The organism is Polaribacter sp. Asnod6-C07 (assembly GCF_045063625.1).
In the GTDB taxonomy this organism is placed as follows: domain Bacteria; phylum Bacteroidota; class Bacteroidia; order Flavobacteriales; family Flavobacteriaceae; genus Polaribacter; species Polaribacter vadi_A.
On the sequence record NZ_JBEFOF010000005.1, the window covers coordinates 1,834,941 to 1,856,557 of the forward strand.

At 29.7% G+C, this 21,617-nt stretch carries 23 protein-coding genes; 12 read left to right on the forward strand and 11 right to left on the reverse strand.

Annotated elements, in window-relative coordinates:
• The first annotated feature begins 1 nt into the window (after position 1).
• The 7 genes from ACJJVK_RS07750 (at position 2) to ACJJVK_RS07780 (ending at position 5,816) form a co-directional block, all read left to right on the forward strand.
• Positions 2-1,333, forward strand: a complete 1,332-nt coding sequence (locus tag ACJJVK_RS07750) for a sodium:solute symporter family transporter (protein WP_091897701.1) — start codon at positions 2-4, stop codon at positions 1,331-1,333.
• Positions 1,321-2,148, forward strand: coding sequence for a metallophosphoesterase family protein (locus ACJJVK_RS07755; protein WP_405564866.1), 828 nt, complete (start codon positions 1,321-1,323; stop codon positions 2,146-2,148). Before ACJJVK_RS07750 ends, ACJJVK_RS07755 begins: the two co-directional genes overlap by 13 nt.
• 6 nt (positions 2,149-2,154) lie before the next feature.
• Positions 2,155-2,649, forward strand: coding sequence for a rhodanese-like domain-containing protein (locus ACJJVK_RS07760; protein ID WP_405564869.1), 495 nt, complete (start codon positions 2,155-2,157; stop codon positions 2,647-2,649).
• Complete coding sequence (locus ACJJVK_RS07765) at positions 2,642-3,253, forward strand: TIGR04282 family arsenosugar biosynthesis glycosyltransferase (protein ID WP_405564872.1); 612 nt, start codon at positions 2,642-2,644, stop codon at positions 3,251-3,253. The genes ACJJVK_RS07760 and ACJJVK_RS07765 overlap by 8 nt, the downstream gene beginning before the upstream one ends.
• Positions 3,254-3,259: 6 nt before the next feature.
• Positions 3,260-3,961, forward strand: a complete 702-nt coding sequence (locus ACJJVK_RS07770) for a DM13 domain-containing protein (protein ID WP_405564874.1) — start codon at positions 3,260-3,262, stop codon at positions 3,959-3,961.
• Between the two features lie 89 nt (positions 3,962-4,050).
• Positions 4,051-4,869 carry a purine-nucleoside phosphorylase gene (locus ACJJVK_RS07775; protein WP_405564877.1) on the forward strand — a complete coding sequence of 273 codons (819 nt, stop codon included), beginning with the start codon at positions 4,051-4,053 and terminating at the stop codon, positions 4,867-4,869.
• A gap of 59 nt (positions 4,870-4,928) precedes the next feature.
• Complete coding sequence (locus tag ACJJVK_RS07780) at positions 4,929-5,816, forward strand: sterol desaturase family protein (RefSeq protein WP_405564878.1); 888 nt, start codon at positions 4,929-4,931, stop codon at positions 5,814-5,816.
• Between the two features lie 60 nt (positions 5,817-5,876).
• Here ACJJVK_RS07780 and ACJJVK_RS07785 read toward each other — a convergent pair whose 3' ends face one another.
• Complete coding sequence (locus tag ACJJVK_RS07785; RefSeq protein ID WP_405564881.1) at positions 5,877-6,410, reverse strand: DUF1599 domain-containing protein; 534 nt, start codon at positions 6,408-6,410, stop codon at positions 5,877-5,879.
• A gap of 84 nt (positions 6,411-6,494) precedes the next feature.
• Here ACJJVK_RS07785 and ACJJVK_RS07790 point away from each other — a divergent pair, with 84 nt between their 5' ends.
• Genes ACJJVK_RS07790 through ACJJVK_RS07800 form a run of 3 tightly spaced genes read left to right on the forward strand, consistent with a single transcriptional unit; the run spans position 6,495 to position 8,448 of the window.
• Positions 6,495-7,076: a TIGR00730 family Rossman fold protein gene (locus tag ACJJVK_RS07790; RefSeq protein ID WP_405564883.1), complete on the forward strand. Its 582-nt coding sequence runs from the start codon at positions 6,495-6,497 to the stop codon at positions 7,074-7,076.
• A 1-nt stretch (position 7,077) separates the two neighbouring features.
• Complete coding sequence (folP, locus tag ACJJVK_RS07795) at positions 7,078-7,899, forward strand: dihydropteroate synthase (protein ID WP_405564886.1); 822 nt, start codon at positions 7,078-7,080, stop codon at positions 7,897-7,899.
• Between the two features lie 48 nt (positions 7,900-7,947).
• Positions 7,948-8,448 (forward strand): hypothetical protein, encoded by a 501-nt coding sequence (locus ACJJVK_RS07800; protein WP_215993689.1) that lies wholly within the window; start codon positions 7,948-7,950, stop codon positions 8,446-8,448.
• 106 nt (positions 8,449-8,554) lie between these two features.
• On the opposite strand, the gene ACJJVK_RS07805 is transcribed toward ACJJVK_RS07800, so the two are convergent.
• Positions 8,555-10,414, reverse strand: coding sequence for a peptidase M61 (locus tag ACJJVK_RS07805; RefSeq protein ID WP_405564889.1), 1,860 nt, complete (start codon positions 10,412-10,414; stop codon positions 8,555-8,557).
• 139 nt (positions 10,415-10,553) lie between these two features.
• On the opposite strand from ACJJVK_RS07805, the gene ACJJVK_RS07810 reads away from it, so the two are divergent.
• A complete protein-coding gene (locus tag ACJJVK_RS07810; protein WP_405564892.1) occupies positions 10,554-12,518 on the forward strand; it encodes a YgiQ family radical SAM protein in 1,965 nt (654 codons plus the stop codon).
• A 14-nt stretch (positions 12,519-12,532) separates the two neighbouring features.
• On the opposite strand, the gene ACJJVK_RS07815 is transcribed toward ACJJVK_RS07810, so the two are convergent.
• From ACJJVK_RS07815 to ACJJVK_RS07835, 5 genes are all read right to left on the reverse strand, one after another.
• A complete protein-coding gene (locus tag ACJJVK_RS07815; protein WP_405564895.1) occupies positions 12,533-12,826 on the reverse strand; it encodes a type II toxin-antitoxin system RelE/ParE family toxin in 294 nt (97 codons plus the stop codon).
• Complete coding sequence (locus ACJJVK_RS07820) at positions 12,817-13,155, reverse strand: hypothetical protein (protein WP_405564898.1); 339 nt, start codon at positions 13,153-13,155, stop codon at positions 12,817-12,819. The genes ACJJVK_RS07815 and ACJJVK_RS07820 overlap by 10 nt, the downstream gene beginning before the upstream one ends.
• Positions 13,156-13,276: 121 nt before the next feature.
• On the reverse strand, positions 13,277-14,464 hold the full coding sequence (locus ACJJVK_RS07825) for a YHYH protein (protein WP_405564900.1): 1,188 nt from the start codon (positions 14,462-14,464) through the stop codon (positions 13,277-13,279).
• Positions 14,465-14,578: 114 nt separating this feature from the next.
• Complete coding sequence (locus ACJJVK_RS07830; RefSeq protein ID WP_405564903.1) at positions 14,579-15,319, reverse strand: hypothetical protein; 741 nt, start codon at positions 15,317-15,319, stop codon at positions 14,579-14,581.
• Between the two features lie 59 nt (positions 15,320-15,378).
• The gene (locus tag ACJJVK_RS07835) at positions 15,379-16,200 is read right to left on the reverse strand and encodes a class I SAM-dependent methyltransferase (RefSeq protein ID WP_405564906.1); all 822 of its coding nucleotides are present in this window, start codon (positions 16,198-16,200) and stop codon (positions 15,379-15,381) included.
• Positions 16,201-16,303: 103 nt separating this feature from the next.
• Here ACJJVK_RS07835 and ACJJVK_RS07840 point away from each other — a divergent pair, with 103 nt between their 5' ends.
• A complete protein-coding gene (locus tag ACJJVK_RS07840; RefSeq protein ID WP_405564908.1) occupies positions 16,304-18,841 on the forward strand; it encodes a M14 family zinc carboxypeptidase in 2,538 nt (845 codons plus the stop codon).
• Positions 18,842-18,917: 76 nt separating this feature from the next.
• On the opposite strand, the gene ACJJVK_RS07845 is transcribed toward ACJJVK_RS07840, so the two are convergent.
• The 4 genes from ACJJVK_RS07845 to ACJJVK_RS07860 form a co-directional block, all read right to left on the reverse strand.
• Positions 18,918-19,808, reverse strand: a complete 891-nt coding sequence (locus ACJJVK_RS07845; protein ID WP_405564910.1) for a dienelactone hydrolase family protein — start codon at positions 19,806-19,808, stop codon at positions 18,918-18,920.
• A gap of 67 nt (positions 19,809-19,875) precedes the next feature.
• Positions 19,876-20,415 carry a sigma-70 family RNA polymerase sigma factor gene (locus tag ACJJVK_RS07850; protein WP_405564913.1) on the reverse strand — a complete coding sequence of 180 codons (540 nt, stop codon included), beginning with the start codon at positions 20,413-20,415 and terminating at the stop codon, positions 19,876-19,878.
• Positions 20,416-20,664: 249 nt separating this feature from the next.
• A complete protein-coding gene (locus ACJJVK_RS07855; RefSeq protein WP_405564916.1) occupies positions 20,665-21,000 on the reverse strand; it encodes a DUF3703 domain-containing protein in 336 nt (111 codons plus the stop codon).
• 41 nt (positions 21,001-21,041) lie between these two features.
• Entirely contained in the window at positions 21,042-21,569 is a 528-nt protein-coding gene (locus ACJJVK_RS07860) for a hypothetical protein (protein WP_405564919.1), read from the reverse strand.
• Positions 21,570-21,617 lie beyond the last annotated feature (48 nt).

Genomic DNA, 21,617 nt, shown 5'->3' on the forward strand with positions numbered 1-21,617 from the left:
TATGGATGTAATAAATTGGCAATGGCTTTTAGTAATATGTTCAAGTTTAATCATGTTCTTTTTATCGCCACTAGCAAAAACAACAGATGAGTTTTTTAAAGCTGTTCATAAAAAGAAGGCGCCAAATACTTTAGTATTAACAGGTAGTTTAATCATCTCCTGGATTTTTGCAAAAAGCATAACAAATGCAGCAAACCTAGGTTTAGATTATGGTTTGGTTGGTGGTGTAGCCTATGCAGGTTATTATTTGTCTTTTGCAGTTGCTGGTGTTGTTATTTATCAATTAAGGACAAAAGGAAACTATAAAAGCATTCACGAGTTTTTAACCACAAAATTCGGTAAAAAAGCAGTAGCTATTTTTTCTATTTTAATTGCTTTTCGTTTATTTAATGAGGTTTGGAGTAATACTATGGTTATTGGTAATTATTTTGGTGCGCAAGGCAGTACACCTTATTATTGGTCAATTGTTGTTTTTACCTTATTAACCTTAAGTTATGCATTAAAAGGTGGTTTAAGTAGCTCTATATTTACAGATGTAATTCAAATGGTTTTATTTTCTGTTTTACTCATCGTTATTTTAGGAACTATTTTTGCTACAGATGATTTTTCATCCAAAGAAATAATAAATTCAGGAACTTGGAGTTTTGAGCTTGGTTTAAACCTCTTTTTCGCAGCACTTTTACAATCATTTAGTTATCCTTTTCACGATCCTGTTTTAACAGATAGAGGTTTTATTTCTAGTCCTAAAGTTACCAGAAGAAGTTTTTTGTGGGCAGGTCTTTTAGGTGCTTTTTGTATTATCTTTTTTAGTTTTATTGGTATTTATGCACAATCACAAGGCTTAAAAGGGCAAGCTGCTGTAGAAGTGGGTAAAGCATTTGGCGTAGTTATTTTATTGGTTATTAATTTTATAATGATTACTTCTGCAGCATCTACCTTAGATTCTACATTTTCGTCGTTTTCTAAATTGTTAGCAGTAGATTTAAATTTAGGAAAATCTGTTTCTTTTGGTAGAATTGCAATGGTTGCAGTTGCTGTTTTAGGTACAATACCCGTTTTTTTAAATGCAGAAATTCTATCTGCAACTACTATTTCTGGAACTATGGTTATTGGGCTTACACCAATGTTTATTTTCTGGAAATATAAAGTGCCAAAAATTAGCTTTTACTTGTCTATTGGTTGTGGTTTGGTTTTTGGAATCTTATTGGTTTTTAATGCTTTTCCTCAGGCTTTAATTTTTACAGAAGGTAAATATGCAAGTTTACTTTGGGTAAATTTATGGGGAATTTTAAGTTGTATCATTTTATATTTTATTCCTAAATGGATCAAATAACACATAGCTTAGGCAAGCTATCAGGAAAAATGCTGGTTTTTGGAGGTGTTTACAGTAATTTACAAGCTTTAGAGGCTTTAAAACAAATTTCTGAAAAAGAAAACATTGCACCAGAAAACTGTATTTGTACTGGAGATATTGTTGGGTATTGTGCACAACCAGAAGAAGCAGTTCAGCTTTTTAAAATTTGGGGAGCAAAAAGTATTTTAGGTAATGTAGAAATACAACTTAGAGAAAATGCAGAAGATTGTGGTTGCGATTTTAGAGAAGGTTCTAGATGTGATAGTTTTTCGCAACTTTGGTATCCTTATGCACAAAGTAAATTGTCAGAAAATTCATTAAGTTTTATAAAAAAGCTGCCAAATTATATTAACTTTACTTACGCAAATAAAAAAGTGAGTGTTGTTCACGGATCATTTTTTAACGTGTCAGAATTTATTTATAAATCTACAGATTGGGATGTTAAAATACCGAATTTTAAAGCTACAAACAGTAATGTAATAATTTCTGGGCATTGTGGTTTGCCTTTTAATCATCAGCAAGAAAATAAAATTTGGTTAAACCCTGGTGTTATAGGTATGCCTGCAAATGATGGTAATTCTTCTGTTTGGTATGCAATTTTAGATGATGCAAATAATCAGTTTAATTTTACGCACAAAACGTTAACTTATAACTATAAATTAACAAGTAAATTAATGCAAAATGGGGTGTTGCCAGAAGAATATTCTAGAACAATTGTTACAGGAATTTGGGATAATACAGAAATTTTACCAGCCATAGAAAGCGGTTTGCAAGGTTTTGGAATTCAATTATAATCTTATATGAAAAAAATAGTTTTACTTTTCTTAGTAATAAGCTCAGCAACTTTTGGGCAGAAAAAATTAGATAAATTACTTGAAAAATGGAATACTAGAAATGTACCATATATGTCTGTAGAAACTTTGGCTTTACCAAAAACGGATGCAATTTTATTGGATGCTAGAGAAGAAAAAGAGTATAAAGTAAGTCATTTAGAAAATGCAATTTGTGTTGGTTACGATAATTTTAAACTAAAAGAAACAATTGCAAAATTACCAGAAGATAAGAATGCTAAAATTGTCGTTTATTGCTCTTTAGGTATTCGTTCAGAAACAGTAGCGCACAAATTAATTCAGGCAGGTTATACCAATGTTTATAATTTGTATGGTGGAATTTTCGAATGGAAAAATGCCGATTTTCAAGTAATAGATACTTTAGGAAATAACACAGAAAAAGTACATACTTTTAATAAAAATTGGAGCAAGTGGCTAAAAAAAGGAAAGAAAGTTTATGAGTAAAAACTTGCTATTAATATTTACAAGAAACCCAGAATTAGGTAAAGCAAAAACACGTTTAGCAAAAACGGTTGGAGATGAAACTGCCTTAGAAATCTATAAATTCTTACTCCAAAAAACCAGAGATGTTTCATTGCAAGTAAATGCAGATAAAGCTGTTTATTATTCTGTTAAAGTTAGAGAAAATGACATTTGGGATGCTAAAATTTATCAAAAGCATCAACAATTTGGTGAAAATTTAGGAATTAGAATGTTAAACGCTTTTAAAAATGGGTTTGATTTAGGTTACGAAAAAGTAATGATTATTGGTAGTGATTTGTACAATTTATCATCAGAAAATATTGATAATGCTTTTCTTCAATTAGATAATAATGATGTAGTTATTGGGCCTGCAGAAGATGGTGGTTATTATCTTTTAGGAATGAATGCATTACAAGAAAAAGTATTCAAAAATAAAAGTTGGGGAACAGAAACTGTAAGAAAAGATACATTATTAGATTTAAAAAATAAAAAAGTGAAATTATTAGCATTTAAAAACGACATAGATGTATATGAGGATATTATTGATATCCCAGAAATTATGTCAAAGTTTATAAATGTTAAATAATCTCTTATGAAAAAACTATTACTTATTACTTTTTTAAGTCTTTCTTACCTACAAATTAATGCACAATGTGCAGAAACTTTAATGGGTTTTGGTAACAATCCAGACCAAGATTCTTATAATGTTGTTGGTGATGTGACTCTTATTTTAAATACAAATAATACAATTACATTAAATTTAGGAAGTAATTTTAGAACAGCTCCTGGGCCAGATGTTAGAGCTTTTTTGGTAGATTCTAATGGTATTTCTGATGATGTTTTAGCTACAACCTTAATAGCAAATTTAAACCATTTCGAAATTGGTTTAACACAATCTTCAGGCAGACAGAGTTTTACAGTTGCTATACCTAATGGTAAAAATATAGCTGATTTTGATAAAGTATTTTTCTATTGTTTAGATTTCGATCATTTTTGGGATTTAGGAACTTTTACCTCTTTTTCATCAAATAATTGCTCAGTTTTAAATATTGATGAGGTAAAAATTGATAAAATATCTTTTTACCCAAATCCAGCAAAAACCAAGATTCAACTCTCAAATATTGATGCTGTTTCTGTTGAAATACGTATTTTTAATGTTTTAGGAAAACAAGTTTTTCATCAATCTAAAATCACAAATAATAGCATAGATATTTCTTCTTTTAACAAAGGGATTTATTTGGCTAAAATTAATGTTGATGGTAAAACGAAAACACAAAAATTAGTGATACAATAAAAACGTCATTGTTAAAGAAGAACGAATGAAGTAATCTGTTATTTAAAAAGAGATTGCTTCGTAAACTTGCAATGATAAATTAATATAATATGACCAAACAAAATCAATTAAAAGAAACCATCCATTTTTTAACTCAAAAAGGATTAGCAAATCCAGAAATAGGGATTGTTTTAGGAACAGGATTAGGTAAATTAGTTGATGAAATTTCTATAGAAATAGAAATTGCGTATAAAGATATTCCGAATTTTCCAGTGGCAACTGTAGAGTTTCATTCTGGTAAATTAATTTACGGAGAATTATCAGGCAAAAAAGTACTTGTAATGTCTGGTCGTTTTCATTTATATGAAGGTTATACTCCTTGGGAAGTTACTTATGGAATTAGAACTATGCACGGTTTAGGAATCAAAAATTTGCTAATTTCTAATGCTGCAGGTGCAATTAATTTATCTTACAAAAAAGGCGATTTAATGTTGATAGAAGATCATATAAACTTACAAGGTCAATCTCCATTAGCATTTAAAGGGGCAAATACTTTTGGTAATATTTTTGCAGATATGTTAGCACCATATTCAAAAGAAATCAACTCAAAAATTATTGAAGTAGCAAAAACAGAAAATATTCTTTTACATCAAGGAACTTATGCAAGTGTATTAGGTCCTCAATTAGAAACTAGGGCAGAATATAGAATGTTACAAATTTTAGAAGCTGACGCTGTTGGTATGAGTACAGTTCCAGAAGTAATTGTTGCCAAACAACTAAATTTACCTTGTGCTGCAATTTCTGTGTTAACAGACGAATGTGATCCTAAAAACTTACAGCCTGTTAATATTGCAGAAATTATTGCCATTGCTGGTGAAGCTGAACCAAAAATGATTACTTTGTTTAAGGGAGTTATTAAGGTTTTATAATAAATTAGACTTTTCAGGTTTTTAAAATCTGAAATGGCTACATTTTATAATTGTAAGAAATGAACAAATACATAGAAATTATAAAAAACTCGTATTCCAGTTATTGGAATTACCTTAAAAATTCAGTTTTAATGGAACTGAATTGGGAGAATTATTTCTACGGATTAATTATAATTTCATTAATAGTTTGGGGTTTAGAAGCCATTTTTCCTTGGCGAAAAAATCAATCACTATTCAGAAAAGATTTTTGGTTAGATACGTTTTATATGTTCTTTAATTTCTTTCTGTTAAACTTAATTGTGCTTATTGCCTTGTCTAATTCAGCATCAGAATTGTTTAATGATGTTTTGGGGGTTGTAGGTTTATCAATAGCTAATTTTCAACTTTTAGAATTGAATGAATTGCCATTTCTATCTAGAATATTTATCTTTTTTATTGTGGTAGATTTTGTACAATGGTGGACACACAGGTTGCTGCATAGCGTAGAATTTCTATGGAATTTTCACAAAGTACATCATTCTGTAAAACAAATGGGTTTTGCAGCACATTTGCGATATCATTGGATGGAACCTGTGGTTTACAATTCTTTAAAATATATTCCTTTAGCAATTATTGGTGGGTTTTCTGCACAAGATGTAGCTTTTGTACATTTTTTTAACATCACTATTGGGCATTTAAATCATGCAAATATCAATTGGGATTATGGTTGGTTAAAGTATATTTTGAACAACCCAAAAATGCACATTTGGCATCATTCTAGAGAATTGCCAGAAGAACGTAAGTTTGGTGTAAATTTCGGAATTACACTAAGTATTTGGGATTATATTTTTAAAACAAATTACATACCACATTCGGGTAGAGATATTGAGTTGGGTTTTGAGGGAGATGAGAATTTTCCTAAAGGATTTATTCAGCAAGAAATGTATCCTTTAGGTAAAAAAGAGTAAACTTTGTATGATAACTTTTTGGCTTTGAAACTTTGTTACTTTCAAACTTTGTAACAAATATTAACCCAAATGAATCATTGCAAAAACGGCATAATTAATCATATCTTGGTAATTGGCATCTATACCTTCAGAAACTAAAGTTTTTCCTTTATTATCTTCAATTTGTTTTACACGTAAAAGCTTTTGTAAAATTAAATCTGTTAAGCTAGAAACACGCATATCTCTCCAAGCTTCACCATAATCGTGATTTTTATTTAGCATCAGTTCTTTGGTGATTTTAACATGCTTATCATATAAAATTGTAGCCTCTTCTGTGTTTAAATCTGGGTTATCTACCACGCCTTTTTCTAGTTGAATTAAAGCCATAATCGAGTAATTGATAATGCCAATAAATTCAGATTTCTCACCTTCATCTACTTTTCTTACCTCATTTTCTTGTAGTTGACGAATTCTTTGCGCTTTAATAAAGATTTGGTCTGTTAAAGATGGCAAACGTAAAATACGCCAAGCAGAACCATAATCAGACATTTTTTTAATGAATAAACTTCTGCAATTTTCAATTACTGCATCATATTGTTTTGAGGTGTCTTGCATTTTTGTAAAAAAGTATTTTTTCAAAAGTAGTAAATCTTATAGCCTTTTCATTTATTTTTACAATGAAATTATCAAAGGTTAGTAATGAAAAAAATTGTTGTGTTTTGTGGCTCAAGTTTAGGTTTTAATCTTATTTATAAAAATGCAGCCAAAGAATTGGGTAACTATTTTGTAAATCATAACATTGGCTTGGTTTATGGTGGAGGTAAATTAGGGTTGATGGGTGTTATTGCTGATGAAATTCTGGCTAAAAAAGGAGAAGTTATTGGTGTAATTCCTAAGATTTTAGAAAAAGAAGAAGTAATTCATCCAGAAGTAGAAGAAATGATAGTTTGTAAAAATATGAGCGAACGCAAAGTTATTATGAGTAAATTAATTGATGCTTATATTACGCTTCCAGGAGGTTTTGGCACTTTAGATGAGTTGTTTGAAGCCTTAACTTTAGGCCAATTACAAATAGAACAAAAACCTGTAGGTCTTTTAAATATTAATGGTTTTTTTGATGCACTTATTTTGCAATTAGATAAAATGGTAGAAGAAGGTTATTTAAAAGAGGCAAATAGAAAAATGTTAATTATTGGTGATTCTGTAGATGATTTAATGCAAAAGATAAATGCATATAAAGCACCAAAACTTAGTGCTATTATAAATAAAGTAGTCAAATAAAATGACCATAAACTGCAAAGGAAATTTAGTGGATTTATCATCGCCAAAAGTAATGGGGATTTTAAATATAACTCCAGATTCTTTTTTTGACGGAGGAAAATATAAAGACGAAACAGCAATTTTAAATCAGGTTGATAAAATGTTAGCAGAAGGTGCTATTTTTATTGATGTTGGTGCTTATTCTTCTAGACCAGGAGCTGCTCATATTTCTGAAACAGAAGAGTTGCAAAGAATAATTCCTGTTATTGATTTGCTGATAAAAAATTACCCAGAAATTATAATTTCTGTGGATACATTTAGAAGTAAAGTTGCTGAAGCTACTGTAAATTCTGGAGCTGCAATAATTAATGATATTTCTGGTGGAATTATGGATGATAAAATGTTTGGTACAGTTGCCAATTTGCAAGTTCCTTATATTTTAATGCACATGTTAGGTACACCACAAAATATGCAGCAAAATCCTGTTTATGAAGATGTAACTAAAGAAATTATTTCGTTTTTTGCAAAACAAATATTCGAATTGCATCAACTAAAATTAAATGATGTTATTATTGATGTTGGCTTCGGATTTGGAAAAACCATTGCTCATAATTTTAAAATTTTAAGTAATTTAGAACTTTTTAAAAGTTTAGATGCACCAATTTTAGCAGGAATTTCTAGAAAATCGATGTTGTATAAAACCCTAGATATTTCTGCACAAGAAGCTTTAAATGCAACCACTTCTGCAAATACAATTGCTTTATTAAATGGGGCAAATATTTTACGTGTGCACGATGTAAAAGAAGCTGTAGAAGCTGTAAAAATTGTTGAACAACTAAAATAAGTTAAATAGTAAACTATAATTTTAATTTTTTACAAAAATTGTTTTAAAATGAATGAAAGCTTAGAAAATTTACCACTTTATATTAAGGCTGAACAAATTAACGAATTGGTTAGCAAGGTAGCTGATTTAATTGAAGAATGTGATGAAGATGCTGATGCAGAAAAAAAAATGATGCAGTACTTTAAAGAATACTTAACAAATAGTTCAAGGTTGATACCCGCAAAAATAGCTGGTGTTTATGATGAAGAAATATTGTATGATATTAAAATGGAAACTGCTACTATTATTCGAAGAGAAGCTCGTTACATTTTAGCATATACAACTAGTTTAAAAGAGTTAAGTTTTAAAGATGTTGATTATTTAAAACTTATTAGAGATGAAATTGAAGAATTTAGAATACTATTTGCAGAGTGGGTCAAGACATTTAATAAGCAGAATTATAAAATTGATGGATGGGGTTTATTTAATCCTCCAGGCGTAAATATTGATGATTATGATATTGAAGACGATTTACCATTCGATAATCCGTTTGATGATGATGACTTTTAAAAAAAAAACTTCTTTCTAGTGATTTCTCCACAAGGTTAAAATTACAGTAAAATAAAAAAAAGACTCCCAAAATGAGAGTCTTTAAGTTTTTAATAAAGAAATAAAATTACAAAGCTTTTAACCAAGCATCTCTTAATTTTTTCTTCGGATTTGATTCTGGTAATTCTTCAATTACTAAATTTTCAATTTCAGTAGTACCTTTTACAAAATCACTTTCTAGTTTTACATTTTCTCCATTTCTAATCACTTCAAAAGTAATTTTATCTCCTTCTTTCCATTGTAAAGATTGTCCTATAAAAGTTCTAATGTTTTGCAAGTTAATATCAGTACCATTTACCGATTTTAAAACATCACCAGATTTTACACCCAAAGCTGCTAAAGCCGTGTTTTTTCTATTGGTAAAAAAGATTTCTTGTTTTTGATTAGCTGAGATAAAAATTTGTCTGTTACTGTCTAAAAAGTAACCAGCATCAATGTTTTCTTTTTTCTTAACAATACCAACTTTGGCTAACAAAGCATCGTAATCAATAGCAACATTTCCTGTTAAATGCTTATCGAAAAAAGTGCCAATAGAAGGATAGGTCATGGCTACAATTTCATCTAAAATTTCATCATCTTTAAAAGGTTTATTCTGTCCGAATTTATTCGATAAATCTTTCATTAAATCACGAACCCCATATTTACCTTCACTTTCTTCGCGCAATAAAATATCTAAAGACATCCCAATTAAAGCTCCTTTTTGATAAACGTTTCCATAGTTTTTGGCATACTTATCTTCTAAGATGTTTTTACTCATTTTGGTAAAAGACATGGTATCATTATAACGCATAGAGCTCGCAATTTTGCCTTTCATTTCATCAATAAATTCTTGCTCAGAAATTAAGCCTTGGTTTACTTGAAATAAGTTGGCAAAATATTCAGTAATTCCTTCGTACATCCATAAATGTTGAGACATATTTGGTGTATTAAAATCAAAAGAATGTATTTCTTCAGAATGTACAGACAATGGAGTAACAATATGAAAAAACTCGTGAGAAACAGTTCCGTTAATCATTCCATTTGTCAATTGTTCTTTGCTATACGTTTCTGGGAAAACTACTGTTGTAGATGATAAATGTTCTAAAGCACCAAAACTTTGCCAGTTGTACACTTTTGGGTCGAATAAATACACTAGAATATTGTATTCATTGGTTGTAGAAAAACCTTCTAAGAAATTGGTTTGTGCTTCAACCATTTTCTTTAAATCTGCTTCCATATCTTTAGCATTATGTATATTATTTGGCGAATACACAGCTAAAGAAACAGCAACACCATTTACTGTAAAGTTTACCGTGTTTAAAGGTGCATACATAATTGGGTTGTCTGATATTTCATCATATCTAGAAGCATAAAATACATCTTTTGTGTTGTTTTCTTTAGTAATGTTTTTATTGATTAAAGAAGAAGTTTCATACAAATTCTCTGGATGATTTATGGTTAAATTATAAGGCATTTCTTTATTGCCTTTAAAATAACCCACAAAACCTGGTAAGTTTAAAAAGAAATTTTTGTCAGCTTCAATATTGGTTCCTGCCATTACATAAATGCCGTGTTTTTTTTCAGAATCGAAAGTATCATCTACCCAATAAGAAATTTTGTCAAGTTTTTGAGCTTCATTTATTTGCCAAGAATTTGGGTCTAATTTGCTTACAGTAAGTTCGTTTCCATCATAATCAAAGGCTTTTAAATCAGAAACAAATTGGCCATAATCACTCATTGCATAAGTACCTGGTACAATTGCAGGAATTTGGTATACGATAGATCTTTGGTTGATTTTACTTGGGTTTACTTCCACTTTTATTTTATCATCAAAAATATTGTTCAAGTCCATAGAAACCTGAATCGTGTTGTCTTTTTTGTTGATGTTAGAAGTTGCACAACTGCCTAAAAATGCAATAGTAATTGCAAAAAATAGTATTTTTTTCATTTATAAAGTTTATTGATTCTTGCAAAAGTATTAGATTTCTTATGTATTTAGTCACTTATTTAACAAAAATTTTGGCAACTTGTAATTTATAAAAGAAAGCATATCGTAATCCATTTTAAAACCCGTATTTTTGCAAAATATGCAAGAAACGAATAGACATCAATTAACAGACTGGTTACCAACTACAAACAAGGAAGTAAAAATCCGTGGTTGGGAACAATTGGACGTTATTTTATTTAGTGGAGATGCTTATGTAGATCATCCATCATTTGGGCCAGCCGTAATTGGACGAATTTTAGAAAGTTATGGCTTAAAAGTGGCAATTGTACCACAACCAAGTGTAAATGATAATCTGCAAGATTTTGAGAAACTAGGCAAACCAAGATTGTTTTTTGCAGCAACTGGTGGTTGTATGGATCCTATGGTTTCAAATTACACAGCTAGTAAAAAAAGAAGAGATAAAGATGCTTATACACCCAATGGAGATAAGGGTTTTAGACCAGATTATGCAACTTCTGTATATTCTAAAATATTAAAAGAAAAATTTCCAGATGTACCTGTTTTAATTGGCGGTATTGAAGCTTCTTTAAGACGTGTAACGCATTACGATTATTGGTCTGATAAGCTGTTGCCAACTATTTTAGAAACTTCTAAAGCAGATATGTTGGTATATGGTATGGGTGAACAACCTTTGCGTGAAATTGTTCAATTATTGCAAAAAGGTGTGCCCTTTTCGAGTTTAAAAAACATTAAACAAACAGCTGTTTTAATTGATGAGAAACAAGAGAAAATTCCTGTAATTAATGATTGGGAAGATGTTACTATTAATTCTCATAAAGCTTGTTTAGCTGATAAAAAGACTTTTGCTTCTAACTTTAAAACGATTGAACAAGAATCGAATAAACTTAAAGCGAGAAGAATTCTACAAGAGGTTGAAGGAAAAATGTTGGTGATTAATCCACCTTTTCCTACAATGACAGAAAAAGAAATTGATGGTTCTTTTGATTTGCCTTTTACACGTTTACCACATCCGAAATATAACAAAAGAGGACCAATACCTGCTTTTGAAATGATAAAATTTTCTATCAATATTCATAGAGGATGTTTTGGTGGATGTAGTTTTTGTACCATTTCTGCACATCAAGGAAAATTTATTGCAAGTAGAAGCCAAGAATCTGTTTTAAAAGAAGTAGATAAGGTTGCAAATATGCCCGATTTTAAAGGGTATTTGTCTGATATTGGTGGACCTTCTGCAAATATGTATCAGATGAAAGGTAAAGTGCAATCTATTTGCGATAAATGTGTTGCGCCAAGTTGTATTTCGCCTGTAATTTGTTCTAATTTAGATACTTCTCACAAGCCATTAACAGAGTTATATCAAGCAGTTGATAAACATCCGAAGATTAAAAAGTCTTTTATTGGTAGTGGAATTCGTCATGATATGTTAGTGCCAGAGTTCAACAAAAATGCAGACCCAAAAGAGTTGGATGCGTATACAGAAGAGGTAATGACTAAGCACGTTTCTGGAAGATTAAAAGTAGCACCAGAACATACTTCTGACCCAGTTTTAAAGTTGATGCGTAAACCTTCTTTTACGTATTTTCATAAGTTTAAAGAGCGTTTTGACAGAATAAATATCAAGAAGAAATTAAACCTACAATTGATTCCTTATTTTATTTCTAGTCACCCAGCAAGTGAAGTGGAAGATATGGCAAACTTGGCTGCTGAAACCAAAAATATGGGCTTTCAGTTAGAGCAAGTACAAGGTTTTACACCAACTCCAATGACGGTTGCTACTGTTATTTATTATTCAGGCTATCATCCTTATACTTTAAAGCCTACAAAAACTCCCAAGACAAAAAAGGAGAAAGAAGACCAACATAAATTTTTCTTTTGGTATAAAAAAGAAAATAAAGATTGGATTAAAAACACTTTAAATAAAGTGGGTAGACAAGATTTGCTAAAAGTACTTTTACCAGAAACCAATTCTTGGCAAAAAAACAAAAAAGCAAAAGCTGCTAAAAACACTTTTGATGATGCTGTGCCTTTTAACAGAAGAAAGAAAAAAGTAACTAGAAGTTCTTCTAAAAAGAGAAGGAGGTAGAAATTACATTAAATTCAATAAATCGAAATTTGTTTAGTGCCTCTAAAATTAATAATTATAATTAATTGGTTTTGTAAATCAACTCGATAAATGATATAATTATTTTTATCGACAAAACCTTTGTGTAAGTTATTATGTTTTGAAGTTTTTGGACAGATTTTAGGATAAACACTAATTTTAACTAAAAGGTCTTTTAAATTATTTTCGAGCTTTAGAATTTCTAAAATTGTCCATTCTTCTTCTAAATAATTTATAACTTTTTCTAAGCCTTCATCAGCTTTTGGAGTCCAAAGAATTTTTAGTGCCATTTTTTAAAACGATTCATTACTTTATCGTTTTCTATAAGATTGCCTTTGTTAGCTTGGTCTATACCTATTTTAATGTCTTCTTTTTCTTCTTTTGATAATTCTGTCCACCAATCTTGTGTTTCTTCTGAAGCATTATTTGGATAAGATAATTTCTCTGTAATTGTTTCTGAAACCATAGCTGTTTTTTTGTTATCAATAATATATTCTGTACTTAGAGGAGTGTGTTCAATTTGCTCAATAATTTTTATTTCATCTTTATTAAATTTACTTAATAAAAGGAGAAATTTAGCGTAAGCTTCATCTTTGATATTTAATTGAATTCTTTTCATAAAACCGAATTTATCAAATATACAAAAAGGTTTTGATTTGCCTTAAATGAGTAAAATCAAATTAAAGTTACTCAACTTAAAATTAGTTCTTTATCAAAAATAAATGAAAGAAAATGAATTTTTATTCTTTTACCTCTGTGTATCCAGGTAAACCATGTAAACATTTTATAATTTGGTTTCCTCCTGGTTCACCTGCGTGATAATGATAACCTCTTTCATCATCAAAATGCCCTCCACATTCGTCTAAATTTGTAGGTTTATTTCCGTTTTTATCTAACAAAGCGTAAATTCCAAAACCATCTATAGCATAACCAATCAGTTCTGAATGTGTATTGGTTTGTTCAATCTTTTTAGTAGAACCAGTAACTGCATGATAATGATAACCTCCATGAGGATTTACATGGCCTCCATGATCGTCTAAAGGTGCAATTGTATGTGCTGCTAAAATTGCGTGAGTTGGTGCAGGTGGATCGTATTTTACACCATTAAAGGCAACTCCAATTCCACCTCCTCCAAAACTTTGTGTGGTGTTTAAATATTTAGGAGTTACAGGTATAGTATAGGTAGTTACTTGGTCTTTAAAATATTCTGGTAAACATTCTACACAATAATTATTGTATGCTTCATCAACATCTGGTTTTGCTGCTGCTAAACAACCTTCTTCTGTATCTGTAACCCTAATAGTACCATCTTCTCTATACACTTTCCATTTATCATCACTATAAAATTCATCTAGATTTGCTATAAAATGCCCAGAAACATCATAAACTTTATCATCTTTAAACCAAATACCAGCTTTTTCCATTCCATCATCTATATGTCTTGGACACCAAGGCCCCATTTGATGTTCTGTTGCTATAGAATTGGTTTTAAAAACATAACAAAGAGTTTCAATTCCGTTTAAATTGATGGTCTTTTTCTCAATATCACCAATAATGTTTTCTGAAATAAAATAATTTGTATTTACAGGTATTACTTTTACTGTTGTATTAATTTCTGCTGATAAATCAGTTGGTGTGTTTTCTCTTCTTGGTGGTCTATTTTCTTGATTTTTTAGTGCAGATGAAAGTTCATCAGTAGATAAAAAACCATCAGAATTAGTATCAATTTTTGAAAAATCATCAGCTAATGGACCTCTTGTTTCATTTTCAGATAACTTACCATCTTTATTACTGTCCATTTCAGTAATTAGTTGAATAACACTTGGTCTTCCTTCTCTTTGTTCTTCTTGTTGGTTTTCGTTTTTATTTGAAGATTTACAAGCAATAAAAAGTAAAACAGATAAAATTATATATGCAATATTTTTCATAATCAGTTTCTTATTTTAGAATGATGAGTTATCGTTAATTTTTATAAAAATAACTTTTAGAATTTATAACTTTAGATTCTTAATCAGGAAAAAACTTGCGGTAAAAGTTAAAAATTACTCAGGTAAAACCGTTAGATGAATTTTTAAAATACTTTCGTTTACATAATCAGCATCAGCAGTAAAAGCTTTTACAATTAGCATGGTGTTTTGACCAATAAATTCTTTATCTATTTTAAAGTTAAATCTATTAGAATCTTGTTTTATCTTTAATTTACCTGCAAAATGTGCTATTTGATATTCAATTTTTCTGTCTTTAGGATCATTTGCTTCTACTAATAATTCGTAATCATCACCAACTTTTAGAACTGGTTTTTTCTTATTTGTAGTATCAGATTTAGACCAGGAAGTACCTAAATTATCAGAAATTTTTTTGATAGAGATAAAATAATCATCTACTAAATTTTCTTTATTGTTATAGATAGTAATGGCATTTTTTAAATCCATTACAATACCAGAAAGCAAATTCTCTTGGCTTTGTATCAAGTTATTGCCACTATTGATGGTTTTTCTAAATTGCCCAACTTCTTTAAAAAATACTTGAAACCTTTTTTTATCAAACAAAACAGGTAAGAATTCTTTCCAGTTTTCTTCAATAACTAAAGCTAAGTCTTCGAAATCGGCATAGAAAATAATTCTTTTTTCAAACAAAAAGCCATCATTTTTGTTTTTTGCATTGGTTCTTTTTGCAAACCATTTTTCTGATATTTCTTTAGAAATATTATAATCGCTTTTATCTTCATCACCAAGAACATCAATAATTAATTGCCTTAACGTATTTTCATATTGTATAGTCATGTAATAAAATTGAATTTTTAAGAAAAATAATCAGTTAAAACAAATATACAAAAAGGCTTTTATTTTTCTACAGCAATCATCATATGAGGACTAAAAGGTAACAAATATTCATCATTCTGTGTAAGATGTTGTAAAGCTTTTAAAGTTTTAGATTTCTTTTTATCGAGCATATTTGCAAAGTATTCATTGTCTAGCCAAATCATGCCTTCTACAGCAAATAAGTTAATGAACTTTAATTCTTGTTCTAAAAACTCAGCTTTTAAATCTTGTGGTTTATGATAAAATGCATCTGCTAATAAAAAAGGAAAATCTTTTGGAGTATTATGAATTCCTGAGGTTAATTCTTCTTTGCACATTTCAAAAAATGAATTGGCGTGAATCATTCCATTCATTAAACCCACAACAGTAGAGGCAGTTGCGTTTATGGCAAAACCTAAAACAATTCCGCCTTTTTTTAATACACGTTTTGCTTCAAGTATGGTTGCTATTCTATCTTCTCTTTTTTGCAAATGATACAAAGGCCCATGTAAAATAACCAAATCTGCAGTATCATTTTTATAAGGTAATTTCTGAGCAATTCCTTTGGTAACCGAAAATGGATTTTTTAGTTTTTTTGCTCTTTTTTCGGCTAATTTTATATGTTTTGCAACAGGTTCTATTAAGTGTACTTTATGATTTTGTTGCGCTAACCATTCTGAGTATTTTCCTGTTCCACCACCAACATCAATTATAGTAATATTTGGTTTAGAAATGTGCTGTTTTATAAGTTCTTTAATACGTTCAAACTCAAAAATACCCATTCCTTTTTCTAGGCGAGTTTCTTCTGAAGCTTTGTTGTAAAAATCTTCGAGCTCTTTATTGATAAGTGATTTGTTTTTCATCAAAAAAAATAAAAATCAAATGTAAACTAATATTTTGAATGTTAAATAAAACAACCGTTCGCAATTAATTATTATTTTAGTGCAACTAACCTATTGCAGTCTTATGAAATCTATCAAACACCTTTTTGCTTTTCTATTTACTTTTGTTTTATTCCAAAATTTAGTGGCCCAAGATTATTATTTTAAAGATAAAGCCCCTTTTAATTCCGAAATTCCTACTCCAGAAGAATTTTTAGGATATGGAATAGGAGAACACCATACAAGGCACGATTTAATTGTGGCTTATTTAACAAAGTTGGCAGAGGTTTCTGACAGAGCATCCATAGAAATTTACGGTAAAACCCATGAAAAAAGAAAATTAGTAATGTTTGCGGTTTCTTTACCAAAAAACTTACAAAATTTAGCAACAATAAAATCTGAACATTTAAAATTTGTTGATACAGAGACCAATGTTAAAAATTATGATGATGTACCTGTAATTATTCAATTAGGGTATAATGTACATGGAAATGAGCCTTCGAGTTCTGAAGCAGCTTTACTTGCAGCATATACTTTGGTGGCATCTAACAATCCAGAAGTATTAAATTATTTAGAAAAGTCAGTTATTTTTATAGATCCAACAATTAATCCTGATGGAAGAGATAGACACACACAATGGGCGAATCAATATCAAGCTAAAAATTTGGTTTCAGATAATGTAGATGCAGAGCATACAGAAGGTTGGCCAAGAGGAAGAACAAATCATTATTGGTTCGATTTAAATAGAGATTGGTTATTGGCTGTACATCCAGAGAGTAAATCAAAATTAAAATGGATGCATTCTTGGTATCCAAATGTAGTGACCGATTTTCATGAAATGGGTACAAATAGTCATCACTTTTTTGAGCCAATGAAACCTATTGGTTCTTGGGATCCTATTATGCCTAAAGAAAATTACGAAGATTTAAACAACTTATTTGCAAAGTATTTTGTTAAGGCTTTAGATGATGTGGGTTCTTTATATTATACCAAAGAATCTTTTGATGGTACATATCCTGGTTATGGTTCTTCTTATCCAGATTTACAAGGAGGTTTGGCTTTATTGTTTGAGCAAGCTAGTTCTAGAGGTCATGTTCAAGATACAGATTATGGAAAAATTACGTTTTCGTTTACCATCAGAAATCAATACATATCTACGTTTGCAACCATAAAAGCAGCTGTAGAAAACAAAGCTTTTTTAAGAAAATATCAACAAGACTTTTTTAAATCTGCAGTTACTAAAAAAGCAAAATCTGGTTTGGCTGGCTACGAGTTTCAAGAAAAATATGATAAAAACAGAGCCAAAGATTTTATAGAACAATTGTTAACGCATAAAATTAAAGTGTACAAAAGCGGAGATACTTACACTGTGCCTTTAAAACAGCCACAACATAGAATGGTGCAAACCATGTTTGAGACTTATAGCAAGTATAGAGATAGTGTTTTTTATGATGCTTCAGCTTGGAGTTTAGCCAATTTTTACAATATAAAATACCAAGGTAAAAAATCGGTAAGTTTAGGAGAAGAAATTACAAATACAGAAAATTTAATTCAAAACCCAAAAATAATAAAAGCAAATTATGCTTATATGATTGATTGGGATGATTACAATACACCAGCAGCATTATATTATTTGCAAACCAAAGGATTAACTGTTGCTTCTGCTTTTAAACCATTTTCGATTGCTACATCAGAAGGTGATAAAAGTTTTAATTATGGTAGTTTATTGATTCCTGTAAGTAAACAAAAAAAATCTACTGAAGAAGTTTTTAAGATTATAGCTGAAGCACAAGAAAAATTTGAAATTCCTGTTTTTGGAACAAACAGCGGATTTAGTTTAAAAGGAATTGACTTAGGGAGTAATAATTTTAGAGTTTTAGAAAAACCTAAAGTAGCTTTATTAATTGGAGAAGGAACTAATTCTTACGAAGCTGGTGAGGTTTGGCATTTATTAGATACTAGAATTCATATGCCAATTACTAAAATTAGAATGAGCAATTACAGAAGAGCCAATTTAGACAAATACAATACTTTGGTGATGGTTTCTGGAAGTTATAATGAGTTAGATTCCATCCAAAGAAATAAATTAAAAGATTGGGCAGCTAAAGGAAATACTTTAATTACAATTGCAGGTGGCTCTAAATGGTTGATTGATAAAAAAATGGTGAAAGAAAGTTTAACCAAAAAACCAAAGTCTAAAGATAAAGACAAAAAAGAAGTTAAAAGAATGCCTTATGTGGATGCTTCTGAAAATGCTGGAAAAGAAAGAGTAGGAGGTGCTATTTTTGAGGTAGATTTAGATGTAACTCATCCTTTAGGATTTGGCTATAGATCAACTAAATTGCCAGTTTATAAAAACAATATGGTGTTTTTGGCCCCAAGCAAAAGTGCTTATGCAACAGTTGCTAAATATTCTAAAAATCCACATATAGATGGCTTTGTATCTAAAAATAACTTAGATAATTTTATTAAACCTTCTGCTTCTTTATTAGTAAGTCCTTTAGGTAGAGGTAGAGCAATATTATTTGCTGATAATCCTAATTTTAGAGGTGCTTGGTATGGAACAAACAAACTGTTTTTAAATGCTTTGTTTTTTGGTGCTGAAATTAGAGTGCCTAGGTAATAATAAGTGGTATTATTTGTATAAAAAAAGAGCGTTCGTAATACGAACGCTCTTTTTTATTTTAGAATATTTAGCTTTATGCTTTTAAATATTTATTAAAGAAATCAATAGTTCTTTTCCAAGATAAATCTGCAGCTTCTTTATCAAATCTTGGAGTTGTATTGTTGTGAAATCCGTGGTTTGCATTCGGATAAAAATGAGCTGTATGTGGTATGTTATTGGCTTTTAAAACTTTCTCAAAAGCTGGCCAACCCGCATTTACTCTTTTGTCTAATTCACCATATTGTAATAATAATGGTGCTTTTATTTGTGCAGCCATTTCATCATCAGGTTGTCTACCATAATAAGGTACTGCAGCACCTAATTCTGATACTTGCACAGCCATCATATTAGAAATCCAACCTCCAAAACAAAAACCAACAACACCTACTTTACCAGTACAATTTTTATGATTTTTTACATAATTATAAGCAGCAATAAAGTCTTCTAGCATTTCTAAACGATCTCTTTTTCTTTGCATTGCTCTACCTTCATCATCATTACCTGGGTAACCACCTAAAGGTGTTAAAGCATCTGGAGCTAAAGAAATATATCCTTCTAAAGCTGTTCTTTTGCCTACATCTTTTATATACGGATTTAAACCTCGATTTTCATGAACAACAATAACTCCTGGAAGTTTACCTTTAGTTTCTGCTGGCATAGAAAGTAAACCATCAATTTTTAATCCGCCTTTAGGCGAATCATAAGTTATCATTTTAGAATCTATTCTTGGATCATCATCTTGAACTATAATAGAATCGATATAATTTGGAGAAACAAAACTCAGCAAAGCAGGCAAAGTAATAGCGCCAACTGCATATAAAGAAAGTTTTTCTAAAAATTGTTTTCTTGTAAGTTTATTGTGTGCGTAATCATCATACAAATCAAATACTTCTTGACTTATATCTTCTTTTTTTAGTTCAATCATAATAGAGAATAGTTTATTAGAAATTTATCCCCAAGATAATTAAAAATTGATGATTTATTTTGTTAAATTAATTGCAAACTTTGCAGTCTTCTTTTTCTTGAATTTCACCAACTAAATTACCTTTTTCATTCATTACAAAACCACAACAATCCATAAAACCTTGTGCAATTAATTTTCTTGCTCGTTGAATTTGCGATTTTGTTGTAGGTAAACTTTGTTTTAATTGATGTGCAACTTCTTGCTGTTTTAATCCTTTTATATCAGATAAAAATAAAGGATCTCTATATTTTTTAGGCAAGTGTTTTAATATACCTCGCAAGCAATCTTGTTCTGTATGTGTGTTTTCTAAGATTTCAGTTTCGGCTTCAAAATTGGCAACTTCAAAGGTTTGATTAGTGCTTTTCCAATAATCTAAAATCGAATTTCTAGCCACAGTAAAACACCAAGATTTTAATTTAGTGATGTCTTTTAAAGTATGAAGTTTGGTGTGGATTTTTATAAAAGTATCCTGCAAAATATCTTCAGCAATAGTGGTATCTTTTACCTTGCTGATGATAAATCGTTTTAAATCCTGAGAATAATTTGTCCAAACTTGTTTGGTAGTCATTGTTTTTATTTTAAAAAAGTCATTTCAACTTTATAAAGAAATCTAATGTAGAAGGTTCTTTATAAAGTCGAAATAACAGTGTAAAACTAACAGTTACAATTTGTACAAGTACAGCTTGTACAAGTGCAATTCTTACAATCTCCAGTTACACAGCCTTTGCAATTACAAGTACATTCGTTTTTATATTTCATAATTTTTGTTTTAATGTTCATCTAATAGACAGTAAAACTTTAAAAAAGATGCATTAAATTAAAAATATTTTTTTAGTTCTTTTCTAATCGTCATTATTTTGATAGGTGAAACATCTGCACCTCCTGTATTTCCTTTAGGAACCCAAATTAATGTAAATAGGAGAGAAGCTATTAATCTAATAATTTGACCAATACTTTCTTTGATGTTTTTAGTCTTTATGCCAAAAATCAACATCCAATAATGACTAATTGTATGTCTAATTAAATGTTTCTGCCCTAAAATATGTGCATTTTCTAAATGATAAAAAGAAGCTTCAAAATTTTGTAGTTTTAAAGCCTGTTTACCTAATTTTAGTTGATGATAATATGCCGTTTTTAAATTTTGATTATCCATTTTGTTTTAAAAATAGACGAGTTATCATCAAAAAAGATGCATTATTTAGATCTTGAACCTACAAATTGATCAGATTTTACTTTAAATAATACATTAAAAGTGGTTAAACTTCCATAAATTCTGGTGATATATTGTTGCAAATCAATTTTATCTTGATCGTCTAAGGTCTTGCTTGAGTTAATTTTTTGCTCCATAACACGAATTCGATCTCTAACCATTACAATCTTATGAAAAAACGTATCAATAGGTATTTCTTTATCTGCTAAATTAGAATCTGCTGATCTAAAAATTAAAGTTCCTTTTTTCCATCTGTCTGCAATTGGTGCTATTTCTGTAACATCGCTCCATTTTTGTAATAAACTTTTGAGTGATTTTTCAACTTCGTAAAAACTAATCGTATCAACTTCATCTTCTACAGCTTCAATTACTTCAAAATCGCTGTCAATAGCTATGGTTTCTAATCCGTCTTTTATAAAAGTTACCCAATAATGTTTGCTGGTAACGTTTGTAACAACTCCTGTTCCATATGTTGCGTGTTCTATTCTTGAACCTATTCCTAATAATTTCATTATGTATTTAATTTTTAAGGAAAGATAAATAACTTATCAATTCTATAA

Coding starts and splice junctions, on each gene's coding strand:
- ACJJVK_RS07750 (WP_091897701.1), top strand. CDS start 2: ATGGATGTAATAAATTGGCAATGGCTTTTAGTAATATGTTCAAGTTTA.
- ACJJVK_RS07755 (WP_405564866.1), top strand. CDS start 1,321: ATGGATCAAATAACACATAGCTTAGGCAAGCTATCAGGAAAAATGCTG.
- ACJJVK_RS07760 (WP_405564869.1), top strand. CDS start 2,155: ATGAAAAAAATAGTTTTACTTTTCTTAGTAATAAGCTCAGCAACTTTT.
- ACJJVK_RS07765 (WP_405564872.1), top strand. CDS start 2,642: ATGAGTAAAAACTTGCTATTAATATTTACAAGAAACCCAGAATTAGGT.
- ACJJVK_RS07770 (WP_405564874.1), top strand. CDS start 3,260: ATGAAAAAACTATTACTTATTACTTTTTTAAGTCTTTCTTACCTACAA.
- ACJJVK_RS07775 (WP_405564877.1), top strand. CDS start 4,051: ATGACCAAACAAAATCAATTAAAAGAAACCATCCATTTTTTAACTCAA.
- ACJJVK_RS07780 (WP_405564878.1), top strand. CDS start 4,929: ATGAACAAATACATAGAAATTATAAAAAACTCGTATTCCAGTTATTGG.
- ACJJVK_RS07785 (WP_405564881.1), bottom strand. CDS start 6,410: ATGCAAGACACCTCAAAACAATATGATGCAGTAATTGAAAATTGCAGA.
- ACJJVK_RS07790 (WP_405564883.1), top strand. CDS start 6,495: ATGAAAAAAATTGTTGTGTTTTGTGGCTCAAGTTTAGGTTTTAATCTT.
- folP (WP_405564886.1), top strand. CDS start 7,078: ATGACCATAAACTGCAAAGGAAATTTAGTGGATTTATCATCGCCAAAA.
- ACJJVK_RS07800 (WP_215993689.1), top strand. CDS start 7,948: ATGAATGAAAGCTTAGAAAATTTACCACTTTATATTAAGGCTGAACAA.
- ACJJVK_RS07805 (WP_405564889.1), bottom strand. CDS start 10,414: ATGAAAAAAATACTATTTTTTGCAATTACTATTGCATTTTTAGGCAGT.
- ACJJVK_RS07810 (WP_405564892.1), top strand. CDS start 10,554: ATGCAAGAAACGAATAGACATCAATTAACAGACTGGTTACCAACTACA.
- ACJJVK_RS07815 (WP_405564895.1), bottom strand. CDS start 12,826: ATGGCACTAAAAATTCTTTGGACTCCAAAAGCTGATGAAGGCTTAGAA.
- ACJJVK_RS07820 (WP_405564898.1), bottom strand. CDS start 13,155: ATGAAAAGAATTCAATTAAATATCAAAGATGAAGCTTACGCTAAATTT.
- ACJJVK_RS07825 (WP_405564900.1), bottom strand. CDS start 14,464: ATGAAAAATATTGCATATATAATTTTATCTGTTTTACTTTTTATTGCT.
- ACJJVK_RS07830 (WP_405564903.1), bottom strand. CDS start 15,319: ATGACTATACAATATGAAAATACGTTAAGGCAATTAATTATTGATGTT.
- ACJJVK_RS07835 (WP_405564906.1), bottom strand. CDS start 16,200: ATGAAAAACAAATCACTTATCAATAAAGAGCTCGAAGATTTTTACAAC.
- ACJJVK_RS07840 (WP_405564908.1), top strand. CDS start 16,304: ATGAAATCTATCAAACACCTTTTTGCTTTTCTATTTACTTTTGTTTTA.
- ACJJVK_RS07845 (WP_405564910.1), bottom strand. CDS start 19,808: ATGATTGAACTAAAAAAAGAAGATATAAGTCAAGAAGTATTTGATTTG.
- ACJJVK_RS07850 (WP_405564913.1), bottom strand. CDS start 20,415: ATGACTACCAAACAAGTTTGGACAAATTATTCTCAGGATTTAAAACGA.
- ACJJVK_RS07855 (WP_405564916.1), bottom strand. CDS start 21,000: ATGGATAATCAAAATTTAAAAACGGCATATTATCATCAACTAAAATTA.
- ACJJVK_RS07860 (WP_405564919.1), bottom strand. CDS start 21,569: ATGAAATTATTAGGAATAGGTTCAAGAATAGAACACGCAACATATGGA.